Annotated in this window: 10 protein-coding genes and 2 riboswitches; of the genes, 6 read left to right on the forward strand and 4 right to left on the reverse strand. The window is 47.9% G+C overall.

Annotated elements, in window-relative coordinates; genetic code table 11:
* Positions 1–163: 163 nt before the first annotated feature.
* Entirely contained in the window at positions 164–649 is a 486-nt protein-coding gene (locus Q8W24_RS07715) for a nucleoside deaminase (protein WP_303431046.1), read from the reverse strand.
* Positions 650–1036: 387 nt separating this feature from the next.
* Here Q8W24_RS07715 and Q8W24_RS07720 point away from each other — a divergent pair, with 387 nt between their 5' ends.
* Positions 1037–2818, forward strand: a complete 1782-nt coding sequence (locus Q8W24_RS07720) for a DEAD/DEAH box helicase (protein WP_305474948.1) — start codon at positions 1037–1039, stop codon at positions 2816–2818.
* A 160-nt stretch (positions 2819–2978) separates the two neighbouring features.
* Here Q8W24_RS07720 and Q8W24_RS07725 read toward each other — a convergent pair whose 3' ends face one another.
* Positions 2979–3437 carry a MarR family winged helix-turn-helix transcriptional regulator gene (locus tag Q8W24_RS07725; RefSeq protein ID WP_305452951.1) on the reverse strand — a complete coding sequence of 153 codons (459 nt, stop codon included), beginning with the start codon at positions 3435–3437 and terminating at the stop codon, positions 2979–2981.
* 388 nt (positions 3438–3825) lie between these two features.
* On the opposite strand from Q8W24_RS07725, the gene Q8W24_RS07730 reads away from it, so the two are divergent.
* Positions 3826–4890 carry an efflux RND transporter periplasmic adaptor subunit gene (locus Q8W24_RS07730; RefSeq protein WP_303431042.1) on the forward strand — a complete coding sequence of 355 codons (1065 nt, stop codon included), beginning with the start codon at positions 3826–3828 and terminating at the stop codon, positions 4888–4890.
* Positions 4890–7943: an efflux RND transporter permease subunit gene (locus Q8W24_RS07735; RefSeq protein WP_305474949.1), complete on the forward strand. Its 3054-nt coding sequence runs from the start codon at positions 4890–4892 to the stop codon at positions 7941–7943. The genes Q8W24_RS07730 and Q8W24_RS07735 overlap by 1 nt, the downstream gene beginning before the upstream one ends.
* 346 nt (positions 7944–8289) lie before the next feature.
* Here the strand turns inward: Q8W24_RS07735 and Q8W24_RS07740 are convergent, their stop codons facing one another.
* Both Q8W24_RS07740 and Q8W24_RS07745 read right to left on the reverse strand, forming a co-directional pair.
* Positions 8290–8457 carry a hypothetical protein gene (locus Q8W24_RS07740; protein WP_305475008.1) on the reverse strand — a complete coding sequence of 56 codons (168 nt, stop codon included), beginning with the start codon at positions 8455–8457 and terminating at the stop codon, positions 8290–8292.
* Positions 8458–8784: 327 nt separating this feature from the next.
* A complete protein-coding gene (locus Q8W24_RS07745) occupies positions 8785–9462 on the reverse strand; it encodes a hypothetical protein (protein ID WP_305474951.1) in 678 nt (225 codons plus the stop codon).
* Positions 9463–9814: 352 nt separating this feature from the next.
* Between Q8W24_RS07745 and Q8W24_RS07750 the strand changes: the two genes are divergently transcribed.
* The 3 genes from Q8W24_RS07750 to Q8W24_RS07760 all read left to right on the forward strand — a co-directional run bounded on the left by Q8W24_RS07750 (position 9815) and on the right by Q8W24_RS07760 (position 14233).
* Positions 9815–9961 (forward strand): phage integrase N-terminal SAM-like domain-containing protein, encoded by a 147-nt coding sequence (locus Q8W24_RS07750; protein ID WP_305474953.1) that lies wholly within the window; start codon positions 9815–9817, stop codon positions 9959–9961.
* A gap of 241 nt (positions 9962–10202) precedes the next feature.
* A riboswitch (glycine riboswitch) is annotated at positions 10203–10295 on the forward strand.
* Positions 10296–10401: riboswitch (glycine riboswitch) on the forward strand.
* Positions 10402–10423: 22 nt separating this feature from the next.
* Positions 10424–11038 carry a trimeric intracellular cation channel family protein gene (locus tag Q8W24_RS07755; protein ID WP_305415476.1) on the forward strand — a complete coding sequence of 205 codons (615 nt, stop codon included), beginning with the start codon at positions 10424–10426 and terminating at the stop codon, positions 11036–11038.
* Between the two features lie 432 nt (positions 11039–11470).
* Positions 11471–14233 (forward strand): archaeal ATPase, encoded by a 2763-nt coding sequence (locus Q8W24_RS07760; protein WP_305474954.1) that lies wholly within the window; start codon positions 11471–11473, stop codon positions 14231–14233.
* The last annotated feature ends 13 nt before the right edge of the window (positions 14234–14246 follow it).

The raw sequence follows: 14246 nt of genomic DNA on the forward strand, positions 1-14246 counted from the left end.
CTGGGAAATGAAAGTGACTATAAGAAAAATACTGTCTTAGTGGGCATGAGTGTAGATGGTCATTCCGTTTGTGCCAGCTTCCCTGGCGGGTCATCGCGCAACCCGCCAAGGGAGATACCTCGGAGCTTCTGGCTTCCGATCTCTGGTCAGACGATCAAGGACATTACAGGCCGCGTGATGTATACAACGTTTGCAGCAAACCCCGAACCCGCTCAGCCAGCTCGGGCACTGGGCCTTCGACCGGAATGAATGGAGAGATAGCGTTGATTGGCATTGGATTTACCGTAGGAGTAGGAACCCCCATTTCGATCAGCCATTTGCCGTATTGCTCTGCAGAGCTGGCGTAGACAATCCGTCCCAGACCAACCAGGCCATGAGCGGCAGCACACATCGGGCAATGTTCGCCAGAGGTATACACGGTTGCTGTTGCACGCTCGCTTTCTGTCATGTTGCTGGCCGCCCAGCGGGCAACTGCAAACTCAGGGTGCAGAGTATCGTCACCGGTGCCGATGTGGTTGTGATCTTCAAACAGCACTTCACCTGTTTCCGATACTAATACAGAGCCGAAAGGCTCATTGCCTTTGCTCAAGGCCGTTTCTGCCAGTACGACAGTGCGCTCAAGATGAGTCTTGTCGATATCAGTAATCATGGGGGCATCCTGTATAAATTGATTGGGTTAACGTGACCCGGCAAAGACTAGCCTGTCGAATTGATGCCAAAAATAGTCGCGACTCCATGTTTACTTTCACCAACAGCGAGGTATCGGTGCCGCCCTCGGAGAATATAGAGAGGGTTGTTGGTATATCAGCGCTGATGTGATCTGGTGTGCGGAAGGGTGAAAGGCACTTCATCCGTGCGCGTGTGATGTCAGAGACGACCGGGCTGGCAATACGACTTCCCCCCTGTTCAGGGCATATTCCCCAATCCAAGTGCCCAGCCCACTGATTGTGCTGTTTTCCAACTACCGGCTATCCATTAAGCTGTTTATCAAACCGAAGTTTGAGAGACATCCACTGACAGCGATCAAGCTCTATATATGAAAACCCCTTTTCAGCTCCGCCCCTACCAGCAGGAAGCCGTTGATGCCACGCTGAGACACTTCCGCCAATCCGATGAGTCGGCGGTGATCGTATTGCCCACCGGTGCCGGGAAGAGTCTGGTCATTGCCGAGCTGGCCCGCCTGGCTCGGCGCAAGATTCTGGTGCTGGCCCACGTCAAAGAGCTGGTTGAGCAGAACCACGCCAAATACCAGAGCTACGGGGTGACGGCTGGCATTTTCTCCGCCGGGTTAAAACGCAAGGAGAATCGGCACCAGGTCACTTTCGCCAGCGTGCAGTCCGTCTCCGCCAACCTTGATCAGTTCGGGGATGAATATTCCCTGCTGATCATCGACGAATGTCACCGGGTCAGTGGTGAGGAAACCAGTCAGTATCAAAAAATCATCGATCAGCTACGGCAACGGAACCGCGCTCTCAAGGTACTTGGGCTGACCGCCACGCCCTACCGTTTAGGCATGGGCTGGATCTACCGTTATCACTACCGGGGTTTTGTTCGCAGTGAACAGGACAAGCCCTTTGTGCGCTGCATTTATGAGCTGCCGTTAAGGTACATGATTAACAACGGCTACCTCACCCGCCCGGAACTGGTGGACGCCGCTGTGGCGCAATACGATTTCTCCGCCTTGACGCAAAACCGCTTTGGTGAATACGCCGAAAAAGACGTGAATCAGCTGTTAGGCAAGCACCCACGGGTGACCCGGGCCATTATCGAACAGGTGATGGAACTGGCTGCTGAGCGCCAGGCGGTGATGATCTTTGCCGCCACGGTCGATCACGCCAAAGAAATCACCGGCTATCTGCCATTGCAACAAACCGCGCTGATTACCGGTGCCACCGACCAGAATCAACGGGATGCATTAATTCAGTGCTTCAAGCAACGGCAGCTGAAGTATCTGGTGAATGTATCCGTACTCACCACTGGCTTTGACGCCCCTCATGTGGACGTTATTGCCATTCTGCGTCCGACCCAGTCGGTGAGCCTGTATCAGCAGATTGTGGGCCGGGGTCTGCGGCTGGATGAAGGCAAGCAGGATTGCCTGGTGATTGATTACGCTGGCAACCGGGTCAATCTGTACCACCCGGAAGTGGGGGAGAAGAAACCCAATCCGGATAGTGAGCCGGTGCAGGTGTTCTGCCCGGCCTGTGGGTTTGCCAATATTTTCTGGGGCAAAACCGATGGTCACGGCCATGTGATTGAACACTACGGGCGTCGTTGTCAGGGGTTGCTGGAAACTGAGGAAGAGGATGGGCCGGGAGCGCAGTACGAGCGTCCGCAGCAGTGTGATTACCGCTTCCGCTTCAAGGAGTGCCCTCATTGCGGTAGCGAGAATGACATCGCCGCCCGTAACTGCCACCAGTGCCAACAAGCCATTATCGACCCGGATGATCAGCTCAGGGACGCCCTGAAACTGAAAAATGCCATGGTGATCCGCTGTGCCGGGATCACCCTGAGCAGCCACAGAGACAAACCCGATAGCAAGCTGAAGATCACCTACCACGGTGAAGACGGGGAGGAGTTGGGCGAGTCCTTCGATTTCAGCAAGTCAGCACAACGCCACGTCTTTAACCGATTGTTTGGTCGGCGTTGCGGCAATAGTCAGACCCCGAAAGAGTTCAGCCGGATCGAAGAAGTGCTTGAGGTGCAGGCCCAGCTACCGGCACCGGACTTTGTTATAGCCCGCAAACAAAAACACTACTGGCAGGTGCAGGAGCGGATCTTTGATTATCAGGGGAATTACCGCAAGGCAAACGAAGTGTAGGGACGCCCTCTGTGGCGGTTCGTAACGCAAGGATACGGACAGCGCCGTTCTCCTGCTACTCCATGCCTTGGCAATATCCTGGAACAGATAAAAGCGCAAGGATGCCGGTGTCTGGCTATACAGTTCAAGACGCTCGCTGCAGGTTGAAGATGGTGATTGGTTACTTGCTCAGGTCTTTGCGGCAGCGTTGATCTAACTGTCGAATCAAATCAAGCGCTTGTTGCAGCTCTTGTGCCGTCAGGTTGTCGGATAAGGCCTCAACCCAGTGGTGTTGCCGTACATCCGCCAGCCGGTATTTTTCGCTACCTGCCTCTGTCATGACAATCAGTTTTGCTCTTTTGTGATCCGGGTTGTCTTTGCATATTAAAAGACCCTCTTTGACCAGATCGTTCACGACCCGTTGTACTGACTGTCTTGCCAGACCCATTCGGCGAGCAATGCTGGCAACAGTAGGGTTGTGTTCTTCCATTGTGATTGCGCCAAGCACTTGCCACCGAGCGCTTGTTAATCCCAAACCGCGTACCAGGTTGTCACCTGTTTCGCGCAATGTGCCATTAAATCGGAAGATTTCAAGAATAAGATCGGTAAGTACTTCACTACGCTTCACGCGCTGGGTCATTGGTTGATTTCCTTTACGATTTTGTAATGCCACTGTATTCGGAGCGCCGCGGATAGTGCTGGCGCCAGGTTCTCTGTACCAGTACACCGCTCTTATTCTACTTGAGGATGGGCGCTGATACTGATCGGTTGGTGAATTGCGATGGTTTCGTGGGAGATCCCTTGGTCTAGCATGATAAAAAACTTCTGCCTTAAGCCTCGATTTTTTGGGGAGGCATACAATTTGACGTTGTTCTTGAGACTAATAATAGTCACAATGACAGCATGCTGTCATCTTTCTGCTGTAGATTAACTTACTCTGCAAAAGGGAATTCGAGTGAGTTGTAATCCAGGCTGGACAGCCCTGGTTGCTGTGACGCCTGCCCAAACTGCTTGCTGAGGAAATATTAATGAATCGTTTTTTTACTATTCTGATAACCACTTATGTTTTGTCTGGGTGCTCACAGTCTACCGAGAGCACGGTCGAGGCAGCCTCTGATGCTGCTCGCTGGGTAAAAATAGAAAACCTGGTCGAGGCTACAAAACCCGGCCATGAGTTGACCGGGACAGTCAAAGCGCGCCACGAGGTCGAGTTGGCTTTTCAGGTTGGAGGCAAGGTTGATCAGCGGCTGGTCGATGCTGGGCAGTCTGTTAAAAAAGGGGAGGTGCTGTTCACTCTCGATCTGCGAGACCTGCGCGAGTCTGTTGTGACTGCACGTGCCAACCTGAGGGCAGCAGAAGCAACGCTGAAACTTGCTGAAAAAGATCTGGAGCGTGACTATCAATTGGTAGATCAGGGCTATACCAGTCGGCAGGAATACGAGAGGGCGTTACTGACCCAGGAAGAGACGCAAGCGCGTCGTGATGTTGCTGAGGCCCAGCTGTCCCAGGCCTTGAATATGTTGGAATATGGGGTACTCAGAGCAGAGAGCGACGGCATCATACTGGATGTGTTTATCGAACCGGGAGAGGTGGTCAGTGTGGGGCGGCCGGTTGCAAAACTGGCTAAATCGGGAGAGCGGGAAGTTGAGGTGGATTACCCTTCTGGCGCATATCCTCCAGAGCAAGGAGGGTTACTGCATGACGGAGAGGCCATAGCACTGACGCGGAGAGAGATGGCCGGGGCGGCCGACCCGGAAAGCCGTACCTGGAAAACACGCTACACGATAGATCAACCACTGTCAGACCTAAGGTATGGCCAGCTTGTCAGAACACGGTTCCTGGTCAGCAACGATTCAATACCACTTTATAAAATGGCCATTTCTGCCCTGGATGAACGTGGTGAGACCCCCTTTATCTGGACAATAGTGGATGGCGAAGCAGTGCCGCTCAACGTTGATATCCAGCGTATCGACAAAGATCATGCCTGGGTCACTGGTTCAACTCTGGAAGAGGGGCTGATTGTTATTTCTAGCGGTACACACCTGCTCAAGCCCGGCATGGCAGTACAATCACTTGATGCCAGGGGGGCGTGATGGCTTTTCCCAATCTCTCCAGAATCGCTGTGCGAGAAAGCTCGGTTACGCTCTTTTTTATTACGCTTTCCTTGGTTGCAGGCCTTTACGCTTTTACGTCTTTGGGTCGGGCCGAAGATCCTGATTTCACGGTAAGAGTCATGATGGTGACTGTTCTGTGGCCGGGTGCTGCCGCTGATGAATTACAAGATAGTGTGGTTGATCGGTTGGAAAAACGCATTCAGGAAGTGGAGGATTTGTACAAAATTGAGACAACGGTGCGGGCGGGGCGGGCCGACTTGCAGGTTGAGTTCCAGGATTACACCGACGCCAAGCATGTCCCTGATCGCTTTTATCAGGTCCGGCGTCGCATGCAGGATGAAGCATCCCAGTTACCGGACGGGGTTATCGGGCCTATCGTAAATGAGGACTTCGGTGATGTGTATTTCACCCTGGTTGCGCTGACGGCATCAGGTGTCGCGCAGCGAGAATTGATCCAGGATGCCGAGGCGATTCGGGACAGGGTACAGCGCGTTCAGGGAGTTGAAAAAGCCGAGATTTTAGGTGAGCGATCAGAACAGGTATTTGTTGATTTCGACATGACGAAGTTACAAGGGTTAGGAGTGTCTCTTACCGATATTATCGAAGCTATTCAAGCCAATAACCGACTCTTGCCTGCGGGCCATATTTCCACGGCAGGCCCTAAAGTCTACCTCCGCCTGGACGACGATTTATCGAACCTGGAGGCTTTGCAAGAGGTACCTGTCCGAATTGATGAACATCTGATCAGACTGGGTGATATTGCCACTATATCCAGAGGGTACGAAGATCCTCCCAGCTATCTCATTCGCTCATCCGGAGAGGACGCTCTACTGATAGGTGTGGTCATGCGGCGTGGAGAGAATGGCCTGGCGTTTGGTAAACGGTTAAGAGCATTCTGGGAAAACGAAAGAGTAATGCTTCCTCTGGGAATGGAGCTTGACCTGCTGACAAATCAGGAAGAAGCCATTATCGGTGCGGTCAACCTTTTCCAGGTTAAGTTTCTGGTTGCCGTGCTCGTGGTGATGGCCGTTACAATGCTGGCGGTTGGCCTGCGGGCCGGGATCGTGGTGGGAATTGCTATTCCAGTCACTCTTGGACTCTCATTTATTGTGATGCTCGCAATGGGCATTAACCTTGATCGTATTACACTCGGGGCGCTCATTATTGCATTGGGGCTGTTGGTTGATGATGCCATCATTGCCATCGAGATGATGATTGTGAAACTGGAAGAAGGATGGGACAAGCTACTGGCGGCATCTCATGCCTGGAATGTGACCGCCGCTCCAATGCTCTACGGGACTCTGGTAACGGTTGCCGGTTTTGTACCTATAGGGTTTGCCCGCTCCAGTGTCGGTGAGTACGCAGGCAACATTTTCTGGGTATTGGCCATTGCGTTGTTACTTTCCTGGGTGGTTGCCGTTGTGTTTACTCCTTATCTGGGGGTGAAAATCTTGCCAGATAACCTGTATCACAGCTCTCATAGCAACAAGGAAGCCTATTCCTCACGTCCCTACCGTATGCTCAGGAAGCTTATTATCGGCACCCTGGCGCATCGAAAAATCGTTGTTCTGAGTACGTTTGCATTATTGTTTATATCTATAGTGGGCATGATTGGTCCAGTCCAGAAGCAGTTTTTCCCCGTCTCTGATCGTCTTGAGGTGCTGGTCAGTATTTATCATCCACAAGGCACTTCGATCGAAGCCACCGACGCTACCGTCCAAAAAATAGAACGACTGATGGAGGGCACCAGCGGCATCAAGTCCATGTCGGCTTATATTGGAGCAGGGGCTCCCCGGTTTTTTATCTCTGCCAGCCCGGAGCAGCCGAACAGTGCTTTCGCCAAGCTGGTTATCGTGGCAGAAGACATCGCAGCCCGAGATGGTTTGATCCGATTGATTCGTAACCGGGTAGCGGCCGGTGATTTTCCGGAGTCACGAGTCAGAGCTGAAACACTCCTTTACGGCCCGCCGGTTGACTGGCCAGTCAGTATTCGAGTGATGGGGCCAGAGGCCAATCAGCTGCGTACTATTGGTAAAAAAGTGAGGGATATTATCGCGAGCCATGCCAACACTGAAAACAGTCATCTGGAATGGGATGAACGCACACCTGGTATCGATATTCGCTTCGACAAAGACCGGCTCCGGTTGTTTGGCTTGACGCCAGAAGAAGTTGCTTATCAGCTGCAATTTCAACTATCCGGGTTGGCCATTACAACGTTAAGGGATGGTATTCGATTGACCCCGGTGGTCGGTCGGGCCAAGGCAGAAGATGTTACACAGATTCAGAATCTTGAAATTGTCAGTGAAGAGGGGCGACGCATTTCATTTAACCAGGTTGGCGAAGCGGATGTCGTCTACGAAGAACCTGTAATCCGGCGTTATAACCGGGAACCGTTTGTGGCGGTTAATGCTGATGTTCGAGGAGCACAGGCCAAAGATGTTACGGCCGACGTATGGGCAGCGCTAGCGGAGCTGCGCGCACAAATGCCCGTTGGCTATTCTTTGCAAATCGGTGGTTCAGTTGAGCAATCCTCGAAAGGCGAGCACTCCATTCAAGTGCTACAACCCCTTATGATCGTGTTGATGCTTGTTTTTGTGATGCTGCAGATGCGCTCCTTCAAAGGTACGCTGGTGGTGATATTGACGGCGCCACTGGGTTTGATTGGTGCTGTGGCCGCGCTGCTGATCTTTAACCAGCCATTTGGCTTTGTGGCAACGTTGGGGATTATTGGTCTCGCCGGTATTCTGATGCGTAACACCCTAATTCTGACCCAGCAAATTTCAGATAATATGAAAGAGGGCATGCTGATTCGAAGTGCCGTCATTGAAGCGGGTGTGCAGAGATCTCGGCCCGTTATTCTGACCGCTCTGGCTGCGGTGTTGGCGTTTGTACCACTGACCATCGATAGCTTCTGGGGCCCGCTGGCTTACGTTCTTATTGGTGGCGTTTCACTGGGCACCGTGGCCACGCTGGTATTTGTACCGGCGCTTTATGCCATCTTCTACCGAATACCTGATAGCGATTATTCGTAGGGCTGGCCTTGGCCAGCTATCCCATTGCCGCAAGGTTGATCGGCACCGGACCTTGTTATAGCCCGCAAACAAAAACACTGCTGGCAGGTGCAGGAGCGGATCTTTGATTATCAGGGGAATTACCGCAAGGCAAACGAAGTATAGAAGTGTAGTAGGGACGCCCTCTGTGGCGGTTTGTAACACAGGGATACGGACAGCGAGCGCTGTTCCCTGTGAACGATACGGCAAACATGACGTTCTTTTTCTCGAAACCCAGCAGAAAGCGGAAGCTCCCGCTGTCTGCTGCATCCGTTCCGTTGGGTTATTCTAATAACTCGCTTGCAGCGAAACATGCAGGCGGCCATGGTCACCTGCAGTCGTTACTGCCGCTGTCGCGCAGTTGCCAGCCATAACTGATCTGGGCGTTGAGGTTGGGGAATAACGGGTAGCGCAGGCCGGTTCCCATGCTGTGCAGCACAAAGTGCTTTTCTCCTGCCAATGGGTCGGTATGTAATCCCCCCAGAATATATCTCACAGTCGCTGATAGACTGGGCCAACAGAAACCGGATTACTCTGATCTACATTCAGCCGGGCAAGCCCACTCAAAATGCGTACACCTCCAGCCAGGCTACGAAAGGCAGCTTAACCCTCTACTCAAACGAGCGATTAAAAATGGGGGATACATCACCTCATCATCGCTCGGTGCCGGAAGTTTCCCGAGAAGAAGACATCTCTGAGCCGACGTTATCCGTAGGTGCGCACTTTAACGCCCCAATAAGGGGCTAAAAATGGTTTGCTAAAAAGTGTAGCGAAGCGAAACCGAGCAAATTGTTTTTAGTCCCGGTCGATTGGCTTGTTAGCACTATGGACAAATATACGCTAATATTTTTATTAATATTAACGTTATTGAAGCTAATGCCAAAATACAAGGGATAGCGAAATCAAAGATAAACCATCGTAATACTTGACTCCGTAGATGACCCCAAAACCCCTTTTCAAATTTAAGTAAGGCATGTTCAATGAATAAAGTTTTAGAATGCATTTCTTCAATTTTTTGTTTCGATGTATTAATCGCAGGAGTTAGTCGACTATCTTTAATATTTTTCTCTATTGATTTTATAATACCCTCAAGTTGCTCAAATTGATTGCGATGACCTCTCCACCATGAGAACAAGGTAGATTGTCTGCCTTCATCAGCGTTTGCCTGAAACGTAGGTGAAGCGTATCGTGCAATACTAGCTTTAGGTATTTTAATTCCTGTTAATCTTAATTTGTTTTCTTTAAAATTATCTAAAGCAGCCCAAATAAAGTGACTAAGAAAATAAATTAACGCAACAAGTAATAGTATATAAACATGCAAAATTTTAAAATCTGTAAGTTTAAATCCTCCAAAGCTATTTTGATTGCCATTAAAACTTGCAGATCCAAACGCTAATATAATTCCAATAGTTGATGTAACAATTAAATTTCGTCTAATTCTTTGGGTGTTGCTATCAAATGGATCGATATTTGGTTTTTGTAATAATTGATCAAAATCCACATTAATTCCTATGCTGGTTAATATTGCCAAACTCTAGATAGTGCTAACAATTTATTCATGCGCATGCGCGTTTCTGGTGGCACGATTTGTTGCGAGAGGAGGGCAGGTATTTGAGTTGACTGATGATTTCCGTTTTCACTGAACTCTCCTCCTTGGAAAACACGCATGCGCGTTTTTCTGTTTTAACGTACGCATTAATTCTACGTCAAAAGCGCAAAACCATTGAACGTCATAAGGATACGCTAACAGCAACCGAAAAAATGCGCAACTTCTCTGGAGATACGAGCATGGATTTTATCTTCGATTTTATTATGCTGTTTATACATACAGTTATTTCGAGGGGAGTAGAGCCATGAGTAAAAGTCCGTTTTTGAACCAGATCTCTCGTTTCATGCGGCTGAATGGATACAGCCTTCGAACAGAAAAAACTTACCTCTACTGGATCAAAGCCTACATACACTTTCAGCAATGCCAACAGCCGGATCTGAGGGCCTGTTGAGGTCATGGGTTTTCTGGAATACCTGGCATCTGGCCAGTATGTGTCATCGCCAGCATGTGTCATAGAATAGCCAGCGAGTTGCCCTGAATGCTCTGGTTGTAGTGGTCTACTAATCCCGGACGCGGCACATAGGGCAAGAATAGCCTTCCTTCCTTGAATTATTCCTGGCACTAAATATTTTTTCTTGCCTAATAGCGACATTATTTGGTCGGTTTCATTCCCTGTGGTAATTGTCTACAATGCGCACTCCGCAGGAGAGAGTCAGCCGTTAAATGCTGGCCGCCGAAGGCGCAAACTCCCATAAACGCTCAGGCCAAAGTACTGCGGGCCAAGCAGATTGCCATCTGGAGAGAGGTTACTTTTGTAGCCCACCGAAGGAGCAAGCCAGCGGTCAGGTCCGTCTGGTCAAACTCTCAGGAACAAAGGACAGGGGGAGGGGCACGGATAACACAGGAGTTCTGTGTGCTCACTATTATCTATCTTGTTGCTATTACAGCTGAAGCAATGTCTGGCGCGTTGGTTGCCGGGCGTCGTAATATGGACATGTTCGGGGTGGCTTTTATTGCGTTTATTACTGCTCTGGGGGGCGGCACCGTACGCGATATTCTTCTTGGCAATTTTCCAGTCAACTGGACCCAACACCCTTCTTATATCTATCTGACCATTACTGCTGGTCTTTCTACCATGGTGCTTGCGCGCTTTATGCATCGCTTGCAGAAGCTGTTCCTTGTGCTGGATGCCATGGGCCTGATCGCCTTTACGATCATTGGTTGTAACGTTGCCCAGCAATTGGATTACGGTCTGCCGGTGGTCATTATGGCTGGCATTATTACTGGTGTATTTGGCGGCATTTTACGAGATATCTTCTGTGATCAGACACCGCAAGTGCTGCAGCATGAGCTGTATGCCAGTGTGTCTCTGTTGGTCGCTGTCCTGTATCTGGTGTTGCAACATTATGATGTGAATGAGGATATGACTCTGCTTGTGTCATTCAGCAGTGGCCTGGTTATGCGTCTGGCGGCTATCTATTGGCATTGGTCGTTGCCGGTGTTCCGCTATGCGCCAGAACGCTGGTAGCAGGCCGTCGAATCAGGCCGAGTCACGTGACCCCCACTCTTGGAGTCAGTGAACCCAGGGCTTTTGGATAAACAGTGAGCCAGCAGAATTTTGCTTGTTGGCTTTCTGCGGCTATTCAGAAGGGTGGGTGTCCAAGTTGTCTCTTTCCAGATTGTCTCTGGCGAAGCCGTTTAGCGACTGCAGACAGGGTGGCCGTTAAGCAATAGTGGCCATTGAGGTGAGGATATTGAATCTCGGTGAGTACGAGCCAATGCAACTCCAAGCACTCACCAGCGCCACGTTACCGCCAACCCAAAGCAGGCTGACGCCGAATATCGATGATTTGGAGAAGTCTTTCAGAGTATCCTTAGCTGAACCTAATAGAAGGAGCTGCCCTGTTTAAGGTGTGGTTCGAGAACAGCTGCAGCCGCTTACGAATGGACTGAGACGAATATGTGCGCCACCGAAACCAGAATTGATTCCAAAGAAAAAATCATCATCGACTTGTTTGCACCTAATGTACCGGGTAGTACGGAAGATAAAGATTTTATTCAGCGAACCTTACGTGACCAATTAGTAAACAGCATACGAGAATCTTTGAAGGCTGCAGCCGAAGACAAGCCTTCGGAACTGGAGCGGTTTGTTGATGAGTCCGGGCGCAATGTTTATTTTGTGGATGGTACGCGTGGTGCTGGTAAAACTACATTTATCAACAGGGTGGTTGAGCACTTACAGAAGAAAGAGCAGGGAGAAGACAGCATTGAATGTCTGCCTCCAATTGATCCAACTAAGTTGCCAAGATCAGAACCGATTTTGGTTACAGTAACCGCTCGTTTGAATTATGTGGTTTCAAAAAAATTCAAAGGTTGTTGGTCATCAGATAAAAACAAACCGAACAAAGAAAAGTGGCAACAGCAACTTCAGCAACTGGAGCGTGGATTACGTTTATTGAATGATAAAGAATACAAACCAGAATATTTTAGTGAAGCTCTACAGTTGAATGCTCAACTTGAATACTCCATGGGTGGGCAGGATCTATCGGCCATCTTTGGGACGTTAGTGGAGTTGGCATGTGATATTTTGGAATGTAAAGCAATTCTTATTTCATTTGATGATATTGACACTCAGTTTGATACAGGCTGGGCTGTGTTGGAGTCGATTAGAAAATTCTTTAATAGTAATAGATTGATAATTATAGCAACAGGAGATCTTCGGCTTTATTCACAACTGATTAGGGGTAAACAATATGAAAATTATAGTCAGGTTTTATTGGAGCAGGAAAGTGAGACAAAAAGAACTGCAGAACGTGGATATATGGTCGAGCACCTTGAACAACAGTATTTGTTGAAGATATTTCCAGTTCAAAAACGAATTCAATTGAAAAACATGCTCCAATTGGTTGGTGAAAAAGGACAAGAATTAAGTGAGCATGAGGAAATACTAATAATAATAGATTCGGGTGACTCTGTAGGTATCCGTAAGGCGTTGGAAGATTCTGTTCGTGAAGGTTTGAATATTAGACCTGGTTCGGATTTGAATATTTATGTTGATGAGATGCTTAAACAACCTGTGCGTCTGTTAATGCAAATTTTGCAAGACTATTACACGAAAACAAGTACTGGTGTGGATAAGCCTTTGCTTTTTCGTAATGCTTTATATGGCGCGATGTTGAGTAGTATTTATAGGGCTGGTTTAAATTATGAACAACATCGTTTTGGAATGGATTCTGTTTGTAAGGATGTATTTATATATACTCGACAGGATCAAGATTTTAATACTGGATTTTATCTGAGACCACAATCAGACTCTGAAGCTCTGAGGAATTGTTCGATATATCTTTCTGCTCAGGTTGGAGCTATTTGTCAAAGGGATTTGTCCAAAGTTCTTCAGATGCTTTTGGTTGGATGTGGATCTATCAGTATATTTAATCAATTTGTTATGAATTTGGGGGTCTCTAAAATTCAAGGTCAGACCGATGATAAAATAGCTAATAGCTATGTCTCATATATGTCGGTAGGACGTAGAGAGAGCGCTACTCATTGGGCAAATCGATGCTGTGCTGTTATATCTGATTATGCTAGAGTTGGTGTCTTTTTAGGAATGGTTCAGCTAAACCGCAAAGGTGGCAAGAAAGCAGATACATATTCGGCATTTAAGTTGAATCAGGAAAGTGGTTTGGCGAAGGCTTCCATGGCAGCATCTTTAAGCTCTGTATCTGGAAATAATTTGGCAGACTATACAAGTGTTTTTAACTTGATTGGTGCGATTTCTGATTTGTCTTCTTCATATGTGGGAGAAGACAGGGAATCCAAGATCGCTTCATTTGTGAAGTCATTTAATAAAATAATATCTCAACCTACTTGTATTGTTCCACCTTGGAAAAATGAAGCAGAGTTAGCAAGAACGAAAATCGACAGTGATGAAACAATCCAAGAAGATTTTTTGATAGATGACGTGATTGATGGTGATAGTGATGAATACAAAAAATATACAGGTGTAAATAATGAGTTCACAGACGCTATTGAGTCTCTTGAAAAATGGGTGAAATATGTTCATGAACATCAGAAAAATATAAAACCATCTTCTATACTTATTGGTAAAATATGGACACGGTTGTATTTTAATCTTAATAATATTGCTGACAAACATAGAGTAAGACTCCACCGTGATGCTTATAACGGTGCCATGGCAAGTCAGTCTAACGCTGCCAAAATCATGCGATTTAATGTATTGGCTTTTCTTCATGCCGTCTTGGTTGAGGAAGATTTATATCATGCTGCAAGTAAAAAAGAATATCTTGGAAGTGGCCTTCGATTGAATCCCGTGACCTCTGTGGATGTATTTACTGAAAAGCTTGAAGAAATCAATGAAAAATTGGATGGTGCTGGAGAGTTATGGGTTGATTCTCATCCAATTTTTTATTTTCTGATAAAATGCCCACTATTACACCCATTTTTATTTCCTGCAGGGGGAATGAGTGTCGATACAATGCGTTCTAGCGAGCAGAAGTTTTATGATATCGTATTAAAAGTTCTTGGTGAGACTGATTTTCATGGATTAAAATTTGATGATTTAAATAATAGTATCAATAAATTAAAATCATCGTTTTCGATAAAAACATTGAACTGTGCAAGTATAGCTGGCGCCAAGTATGATCCAAGCACTCCAAGAAGAAATTCAAAAAGTACAGGGAGTTCGAGTGATAATGCTCAATAAAATATTTATTTGT

Source organism: Oceanobacter sp. 4_MG-2023 (assembly GCF_030689165.1).
In the GTDB taxonomy this organism is placed as follows: Bacteria; Pseudomonadota; Gammaproteobacteria; order Pseudomonadales; family Oceanobacteraceae; genus Oceanobacter.

Excerpts from the sequence above, each read along its gene's own strand:
- Q8W24_RS07715 (WP_303431046.1), bottom strand. The coding sequence starts at position 649 with ATGATTACTGATATCGACAAGACTCATCTTGAGCGCACTGTCGTACTG.
- Q8W24_RS07720 (WP_305474948.1), top strand. The coding sequence starts at position 1,037 with ATGAAAACCCCTTTTCAGCTCCGCCCCTACCAGCAGGAAGCCGTTGAT.
- Q8W24_RS07725 (WP_305452951.1), bottom strand. The coding sequence starts at position 3,437 with ATGACCCAGCGCGTGAAGCGTAGTGAAGTACTTACCGATCTTATTCTT.
- Q8W24_RS07730 (WP_303431042.1), top strand. The coding sequence starts at position 3,826 with ATGAATCGTTTTTTTACTATTCTGATAACCACTTATGTTTTGTCTGGG.
- Q8W24_RS07735 (WP_305474949.1), top strand. The coding sequence starts at position 4,890 with ATGGCTTTTCCCAATCTCTCCAGAATCGCTGTGCGAGAAAGCTCGGTT.
- Q8W24_RS07750 (WP_305474953.1), top strand. The coding sequence starts at position 9,815 with ATGAGTAAAAGTCCGTTTTTGAACCAGATCTCTCGTTTCATGCGGCTG.
- Q8W24_RS07760 (WP_305474954.1), top strand. The coding sequence starts at position 11,471 with ATGTGCGCCACCGAAACCAGAATTGATTCCAAAGAAAAAATCATCATC.